Here is a 7,286-nt window from a genome sequence, read left to right as displayed (position 1 = left end):
AAAATCAAATTGATAATTAACAATGTAAGAAATAAGCTTTTACAGATCATCTTCGCTTTAGTGCAAAAAGGACAGATTTATATAAATGATTACCAAAATCAGTTGGATATAAAATTTGGATAAATAATAATGAAATAATTTGGTTTTTAACATAGAATTCGGTCTCATAAGCGATAGCGAATAACAAAAAGAGTAATTAAGGTGTACTAATTTTATTCACATGAAAAACAGAACAAAAAGAGATGTAAAATATTTTCAAAAAAGCTATTATAACCTACTTTTTGACTTTATGAACATTCATGCTTTCCTACTTGTATGAGATCACTTTTTCTCATTCAATAATTTTTGCAAAGCGTACATCTCATCACGCAATCTGGCAGCCTCCATAAAGTCGAGTTCCTTGGCGGCTTTCTGCATATTTTTTTTGGTATGGAGAATCGTCTTTTCCAGCGCCTCACGAGTCATATATTTCACCACAGGTTCTGCAGCCATATTACTAATATCCTGTTCAACATAAGCGCGCGTTTTCCCTTCCTGGGATTCTATGTTTCTTTCCCCTCCCATGATAGATCCCAATGCTTTGACGATCTGCTTGGGTGTGATATGGTGCTCCTCATTATAGTCCAGTTGCTTTTTACGACGACGATCCGTTTCATCAATGGTTCGTTGCATACTCTCTGTGATGGTGTCGGCATACATGATCACCTTACCGTTGATGTTCCGTGCAGCACGTCCGGCTGTCTGCGTAAGTGAACGTTCGGAACGGAGGAATCCTTCTTTATCAGCATCCAGAATAGCGACCAACGATACCTCAGGTAAGTCGAGACCCTCACGTAAAAGGTTTACCCCTACCAATACGTCGAAACGTCCTGCGCGCAAGTCTTCCATGATCTCAACACGTTCGAGTGTATCCACATCGGAATGAATATAGCGGCAACGGACTCCCGCTTTTGCTAAGTACTTGGATAATTCCTCAGCCATGCGCTTGGTCAGTGTGGTCACTAATACCCTCTCATCACGCTCTTCACACTGACGTATATTTTCCAGCAGATCATCAATCTGATTCAGGCTGGGCTTTATCTCAATTACAGGATCCAACAGGCCGGTCGGACGAATCACCTGTTCAACGATAACTCCCTCACTTTTTTCCAGTTCGTAGTCAGCCGGTGTGGCACTCACGTATATTGCCTGACCAATCAAGGACTCGAATTCTTCAAATTTCAGGGGACGATTATCAATCGCTGCAGGAAGACGAAACCCGTATTCCACCAGATTCAGTTTCCGGGAATGGTCGCCTCCATACATGGCCCGTATTTGGGGTATAGTGACATGACTCTCGTCTATAACGGTTACAAAATCATCAGGAAAATAATCCAGCAGGCAAAATGGCCGCGTCCCGGGCAAGCGATTGTCAAAATACCGGGAATAATTCTCTATTCCGGAACAATATCCTAACTCCCGCATCATCTCAAGATCATATGTCACCCTGTTTTCTAAACGTTTAGCCTCCAGATGCCGCCCATTGGATTTGAAATAATCCAGTTGTTTCACCATATCATCCTGAATATGGTTGAATGCAGACTGTTGCCTATCTTTTGTTGTTACGAAAATATTGGCAGGAAAAATCCGGATTTCCTCAAAACGGTCTTCTATATGATTGTTGATGGGGTCGAATGTATATATTTCCTCTATCTCATCACCCCAAAAAACCACACGGCACCCCACATCGTTATATGCCAGAAAAATATCTACCGTATCCCCTTTTACGCGGAAGGTACCACGTTTGAAATCCTGTTCGCTTCGGAAATAAAGGCTTGATACCAACTGATGCAGGAATTTATTACGGCTGATAGACATCCCCTGTTTAATAAAGATCGTATTCTCATGAAAATCATTAGGGTTACCAATACCATACAGACAGGAGACAGAAGATACCACAATCACATCCCTCCTTCCTGAAAGTAAGGATGAGGTGGTGCTTAGCCTCAACTTCTCTATTTCCTCATTGATAGATAGATCCTTTTCTATATAGGTATCTGTTGTAGGCAGATATGCTTCCGGCTGGTAGTAGTCATAATAGGATACAAAATATTCGACTGCATTGTTCGGGAAAAAAGTTTTAAACTCACCGTAAAGCTGAGCTGCCAAAGTCTTATTATGGCTCAGGATCAATGCTGGGCGTTGTATATTGGCCAAAACATTAGCAATGGTAAAGGTTTTTCCGGAACCGGTCACCCCAAGCAATGTATGATGCGGCGATCCGGATTCCAAACCTTCTGTTAATTGCTGGATAGCCTCTGGCTGATCACCACTGGGAACAAAATCGGATATTAACTGATACAATTTTTTATAATATTAATTTAGGACATTGGCATATCTTATGCAATAATTGTGCAATAAGCATCCGCTATATTTCAAAACTGCCAAATTGACGATTATTTCTAAACGAACATTTTCCGACCATAAATTCTTACTGAAAAATACAAAAAAAATAGTTAATTACAAAATTAATTGTACCTTTGCATTCCATATTTTCAAGAGGAAAGTATGCTATTTTGTTGTTTTTTAAATAGTTAAATCAATAATTAATCAGTGGATACTTTAAGCTACAAAACAGTTTCGGCCAATAAAGCAACTGTTAATAAAGAATGGGTGATCGTAGATGCCCAGAATGAAGTAGTGGGTCGCTTATGTGCCAAAATAGCCATGGTGCTTAGGGGCAAACATAAACCCAGCTTCACGCCGCATGTTGATTGTGGCGATAATGTCATTGTGATCAATGCCGATAAGGTTCGTTTCACCGGAAACAAATGGGCGGAAAAAGAATATGTACGCCATACAGGATATCCGGGAGGACAACGTGTCATTACTGCAGAACAATTACTGCGTAAGAATCCTATAGCGGTAGTTGAAAAATCTGTCAAAGGAATGTTACCTAAAAACAGATTAGGAGCTGCCCTTTTCCGGAATCTTCATGTATATGCCGGAACCGAACATCCGCATGAAGCCCAACAACCTAAAGCTATCAACCTTAATTCTATCAAATAATTCATGGAAGTAATCAACGCCATTGGAAGAAGAAAAGCAGCCATCGCTCGCGTATATCTCAGTGAAGGTAAAGGAAATATTACGATTAACGATAAGGATTTGAAGACTTATTTTCCGCTTGGAACTCTTCAATACATTGTGGAACAACCCATCAATGTTCTTGAAGTAGCCGGACAATATGATATCAAAGTTAATCTGAATGGTGGGGGAATCAAAGGCCAGGCCGAAGCTTTACGTTTGGCTATCTCACGAGCTTTTGTAAAATTAGATGAAACCAATAAGCCCAAATTAAAAGCGGCTGGTTTCATGACACGTGATCCCCGTGAAGTGGAACGTAAAAAACCAGGTAGACCTAAAGCACGTAAACGCTTCCAGTTCAGTAAACGTTAATCCTGTTGCACTGAATGGTCTTCATCAAATAATTCCATAAACAATTCAAAGAATTATTGGTGTATTCGTTTAGTATCTAAATCCCCGAGACGTTTCATGTTTTTTGAAAGCTACTTCGGGATTGCATCGGAAAGTATGTAAAAAGAATGTAAACAATTGATAAAAGTAAATAAATGTCTAAAGTAACGATTCAACAATTATTAGATGCAGGTTGCCACTTTGGCCACTTGAAAAGAAAATGGAATCCTCATATGGCTCCTTATATTTTTATGGAACGTAACGGGATTCATATTATTGATTTACAAAAAACACAAGCAAAGCTTGAGGAAGCAGCCCAGGCTTTGAAACAAATAGCAAAATCAGGCAGGAAAGTATTATTTGTAGCTACCAAGAAACAAGCAAAGGATATTGTTGCCGAAAAAGTAAAACCGGCAGGAATGCCGTATGTGACAGAACGTTGGCCTGGTGGAATGTTGACCAACTTTCCCACTATCCGGAAAGCTGTCAAAAAAATGTCTACTATCGACAAGATGGTCACCGATGGCACATTTGACAATATGGCTAAAAGGGAGAAACTCCAGGTCAGCCGCCAGCGTGCCAAACTGGAAAAAAACCTGGGTAGTATTGCTGATATGGCACGGCTCCCGGCAGCGCTTTTCGTTATAGATATCATGAAAGAACGAATTGCCGTAAATGAAGCACGCCGTTTGAACATACCTGTATTCGGAATGGTAGATACCAATTCTGATCCCGAACTGATTGATTTCCCGATCCCTGCCAATGACGATGCGGCCAACTCCATCGCTATTATTGTGGACACCGTTGTTTCCGCTATTCAGGAAGGGAGCAATGAACGCAAACTGGAAAAAGGAAATGAAGATCAGGCTCCTCAACAGAAAAAAACAAAGAAAACAGCAAAACGTAATGTTGCTGAAGATGAGGATGAAGTTGTAGAAGATAAAAAATCTGCAAAAAAGATCACAAAAAAGCCAGCCAAAAAAAATGTAGCTGAAGACGAAGAATAAAAATTTTAAACAGATTATAAAATATTACACATGGCTATAAGTGCAGCAGAAGTAGCAAAACTTAGGAAAATGACGGGTGCAGGAATGATGGACTGTAAAAAAGCATTGGAAGAAACCAATGGCGATTATGAGCAGGCCGTTGCTGTTATCCGTAAAAAAGGACAATTAGTGGCTAGCAAACGTGCTGACCGTGAGGCTTCAGAAGGTTGTGTCATTGCTAAAGTATCTGATGACGCCACTAAGGGTGTTTTAACAGTATTGAGTTGTGAAACCGACTTCGTAGCAAAAGGAGCTGATTTCATTAAATTTACAGAAGATATTGCCAGCGCGGCATTGAAAGAAAATGCAGCCGATCTGGAAGCTGTGAAGAGTTTAAATGTAAACGGAATTACAGTTGCCGAAGGAGTGAATGAAAAAGTGGCTGTTATCGGAGAAAAAATAGATCTCACATTTTTTGATCGTCTAGAAGCTGCTGAAGTGGTAGCATATATCCATCCTGGAAACAAACTGGCATGTCTGGTGGGTTTTAATAAGGTGTTGGCAGACAAACAAGTCGGTCGTGATATCGCTATGCAGGTAGCAGCCATGAATCCTGTAGCAGTTGATAAGGAAAACGTTCCGGAAGATGTTGTTAAAAAAGAATTGGAAATTGCCCTGGATCAAACCAAAAATGACCCTAAAAATGCAGGTAAACCGAGTGATTTGTTGGAAAAAATTGCCAACGGTAAATTAGAGAAGTTTTTCAAAGAAATGACCCTGGTCAATCAGGACTTTATTAAAGACGGAAAGAAAAAGGTAAGTGATTACCTTAAGGAACAGGACAAAGATCTCACAGTTGTGAAATTTGTCAGGTTTTCACTTGCTGTATAGTACCCAATAAGGTTTTTAAGATTAAAGAGCCCGTGGTTTTCCACCATAGGCTCTTTTTATTTATCTGATATACCTTCAAAGATATTTTGTACTTTTGTTGTTTGGTAAATTATTGACACCCATGTTTAACTGATATGAAAAGAATTTTAGTTACCGGTGGCGCCGGTTTTATAGGATCTCATCTATGTGAAAGGCTTTTAAACGAGAAAAATGAAGTAATCTGTGTGGATAATTTTTTCACAGGAGCTAAAGAGAATATCATCCATTTAATAGGAAATCCTTATTTTGAATTGGTCCGGCATGATGTGGTCAGTCCTTTTTTTGCAGAAGTAGACGAGATCTATAATCTGGCCTGCCCTGCTTCTCCGATACATTACCAGTACAATGGGATAAAAACCATCAAGACATCTGTAATGGGAGCCATCAATATGTTAGGATTGGCCAAACGTACACGTGCAAAGATCTTACAGGCGTCTACCAGTGAAGTATATGGTGATCCGCAGATCCACCCGCAGACCGAATCATACTGGGGACATGTAAATCCTATCGGGATCCGTTCCTGTTATGATGAAGGGAAACGTTGCGCTGAATCCCTGTTCATGAATTACCATCAGCAAAATAATGTCCGAATCAAGATTATCCGCATTTTTAATACTTACGGACCAAAAATGCATCCAAATGACGGACGGGTAGTCTCCAATTTCATTGTCCAGGCATTACAGGGAAAAGATATTACCATCTACGGTGATGGCCTTCAAACCAGAAGTTTCCAATATGTGGACGATCTGGTTGAAGGAATGATCCGTTTGATGAACACCTCTGATGATTTCACTGGACCGGTCAATGTGGGTAATCCTGGTGAATTCACCATCAAGCAACTGGCAGAAATGGTGATCCGTTTAACAGGTTCAAAATCAAAATTGATATATTTACCTTTGCCTCAGGATGATCCGATCCAAAGACAACCAAATATTCAGCTGGCCAAAGATAAACTCGGGTGGCAACCGTTAGTACCCCTGGAAGATGGTTTGCTAAAAACCATCGGCTATTTTGAAAAAAAATTAAACTCATCAGATTCCTTATGAAAGGTATTATCCTGGCAGGTGGCTCCGGAACCCGCCTTTATCCTATTACTAAAAGTATTTCGAAGCAAATTATCCCGGTATATGACAAGCCGATGATTTATTATCCCTTGTCTGTTTTGATGTTGGCCGGTATTCGTGAAATATTGATCATTTCCACCCCGAAAGATATTCACTTATATGAGGATTTATTAGGGGATGGAGGGCATCTCGGACTAAAACTGACATATAAGATACAGCCTTCACCTGACGGATTGGCTCAAGCATTCATTCTGGGCGAAGAATTTATCGGAAACGATAATGTTTGCCTGGTACTTGGAGATAACATCTTCTATGGGTATGGTTTCGGACAAATGTTACTGGAAACAGCCAAAATAGAAGATGGTGCCATAGTCTTTGGCTATTATGTAAAAGATCCTGAACGATATGGTGTTGTCGAATTTGATTCAAATGGAAATGTTTTAAGCCTGGAAGAAAAACCTGAAAAGCCAAAATCGAATTATGCCGTTACAGGATTGTACTTTTATTCAAATGATGTAGTAGAAAAAGCAAAATCGTTAAAACCTTCCCTGAGAGGAGAATTAGAGATCACGGACTTAAATAAACTCTACTTGCAGGAAAATCGTTTAAAAGTGCAACTTTTGGGAAGAGGATTTGCCTGGTTGGATACAGGAACACATGACAGTTTGTTACAGGCCTCAAATTATATTTCCACCATTGAACACCGCCAGGGATTAAAAGTATCCTGCATTGAAGAAATTGCTTACCGGCGGGGATTTATCAACCAATCGCAACTCTTGCTTTTGGCTGGTGAATACAAAAACAATTCATATGGTACTTATCTGAAAACCATTGCAAATCTTTAATAGCT

The 7,286-nt window shown here is 39.9% G+C and carries 7 protein-coding genes; 6 read left to right on the top strand and 1 reads right to left on the bottom strand.

The genetic code is table 11. The features are described 5' to 3' along the window. Positions 1-321 precede the first annotated feature (321 nt). Positions 322-2,343, bottom strand: a complete 2,022-nt coding sequence (uvrB, locus tag LBQ60_17105) for an excinuclease ABC subunit UvrB (GenBank protein ID MDR2039640.1) — start codon at positions 2,341-2,343, stop codon at positions 322-324. A 249-nt stretch (positions 2,344-2,592) separates the two neighbouring features. Here uvrB and rplM point away from each other — a divergent pair, with 249 nt between their 5' ends. The 6 genes from rplM (at position 2,593) to rfbA (ending at position 7,281) form a co-directional block, all read left to right on the top strand. Continuing rightward, positions 2,593-3,048: a 50S ribosomal protein L13 gene (gene rplM, locus LBQ60_17100; GenBank protein ID MDR2039639.1), complete on the top strand. Its 456-nt coding sequence runs from the start codon at positions 2,593-2,595 to the stop codon at positions 3,046-3,048. A gap of 3 nt (positions 3,049-3,051) precedes the next feature. Further along, entirely contained in the window at positions 3,052-3,438 is a 387-nt protein-coding gene (gene rpsI / locus LBQ60_17095; GenBank protein ID MDR2039638.1) for a 30S ribosomal protein S9, read from the top strand. 173 nt (positions 3,439-3,611) lie between these two features. Next, a complete protein-coding gene (rpsB, locus tag LBQ60_17090; protein MDR2039637.1) occupies positions 3,612-4,463 on the top strand; it encodes a 30S ribosomal protein S2 in 852 nt (283 codons plus the stop codon). A 30-nt stretch (positions 4,464-4,493) separates the two neighbouring features. Next, positions 4,494-5,333: a translation elongation factor Ts gene (gene tsf / locus LBQ60_17085; GenBank protein MDR2039636.1), complete on the top strand. Its 840-nt coding sequence runs from the start codon at positions 4,494-4,496 to the stop codon at positions 5,331-5,333. 134 nt (positions 5,334-5,467) lie between these two features. Next, positions 5,468-6,418 (top strand): SDR family oxidoreductase, encoded by a 951-nt coding sequence (locus LBQ60_17080; GenBank protein ID MDR2039635.1) that lies wholly within the window; start codon positions 5,468-5,470, stop codon positions 6,416-6,418. Then, positions 6,415-7,281 carry a glucose-1-phosphate thymidylyltransferase RfbA gene (rfbA, locus tag LBQ60_17075; protein ID MDR2039634.1) on the top strand — a complete coding sequence of 289 codons (867 nt, stop codon included), beginning with the start codon at positions 6,415-6,417 and terminating at the stop codon, positions 7,279-7,281. Before LBQ60_17080 ends, rfbA begins: the two co-directional genes overlap by 4 nt. Positions 7,282-7,286 lie beyond the last annotated feature (5 nt).

The sequence above is a fragment of the Bacteroidales bacterium genome (assembly GCA_031275285.1).
Taxonomy (GTDB): Bacteria; Bacteroidota; Bacteroidia; order Bacteroidales; family UBA4181; genus JAIRLS01.
Note: the sequence above shows the minus strand (reverse complement) of the source record. Positions and strands in the feature narration are given on the sequence as shown.

Coding starts and splice junctions, on each gene's coding strand:
- rpsI (MDR2039638.1), top strand. CDS start 3,052: ATGGAAGTAATCAACGCCATTGGAAGAAGAAAAGCAGCCATCGCTCGC.
- LBQ60_17080 (MDR2039635.1), top strand. CDS start 5,468: ATGAAAAGAATTTTAGTTACCGGTGGCGCCGGTTTTATAGGATCTCAT.
- rfbA (MDR2039634.1), top strand. CDS start 6,415: ATGAAAGGTATTATCCTGGCAGGTGGCTCCGGAACCCGCCTTTATCCT.
- rpsB (MDR2039637.1), top strand. CDS start 3,612: ATGTCTAAAGTAACGATTCAACAATTATTAGATGCAGGTTGCCACTTT.
- tsf (MDR2039636.1), top strand. CDS start 4,494: ATGGCTATAAGTGCAGCAGAAGTAGCAAAACTTAGGAAAATGACGGGT.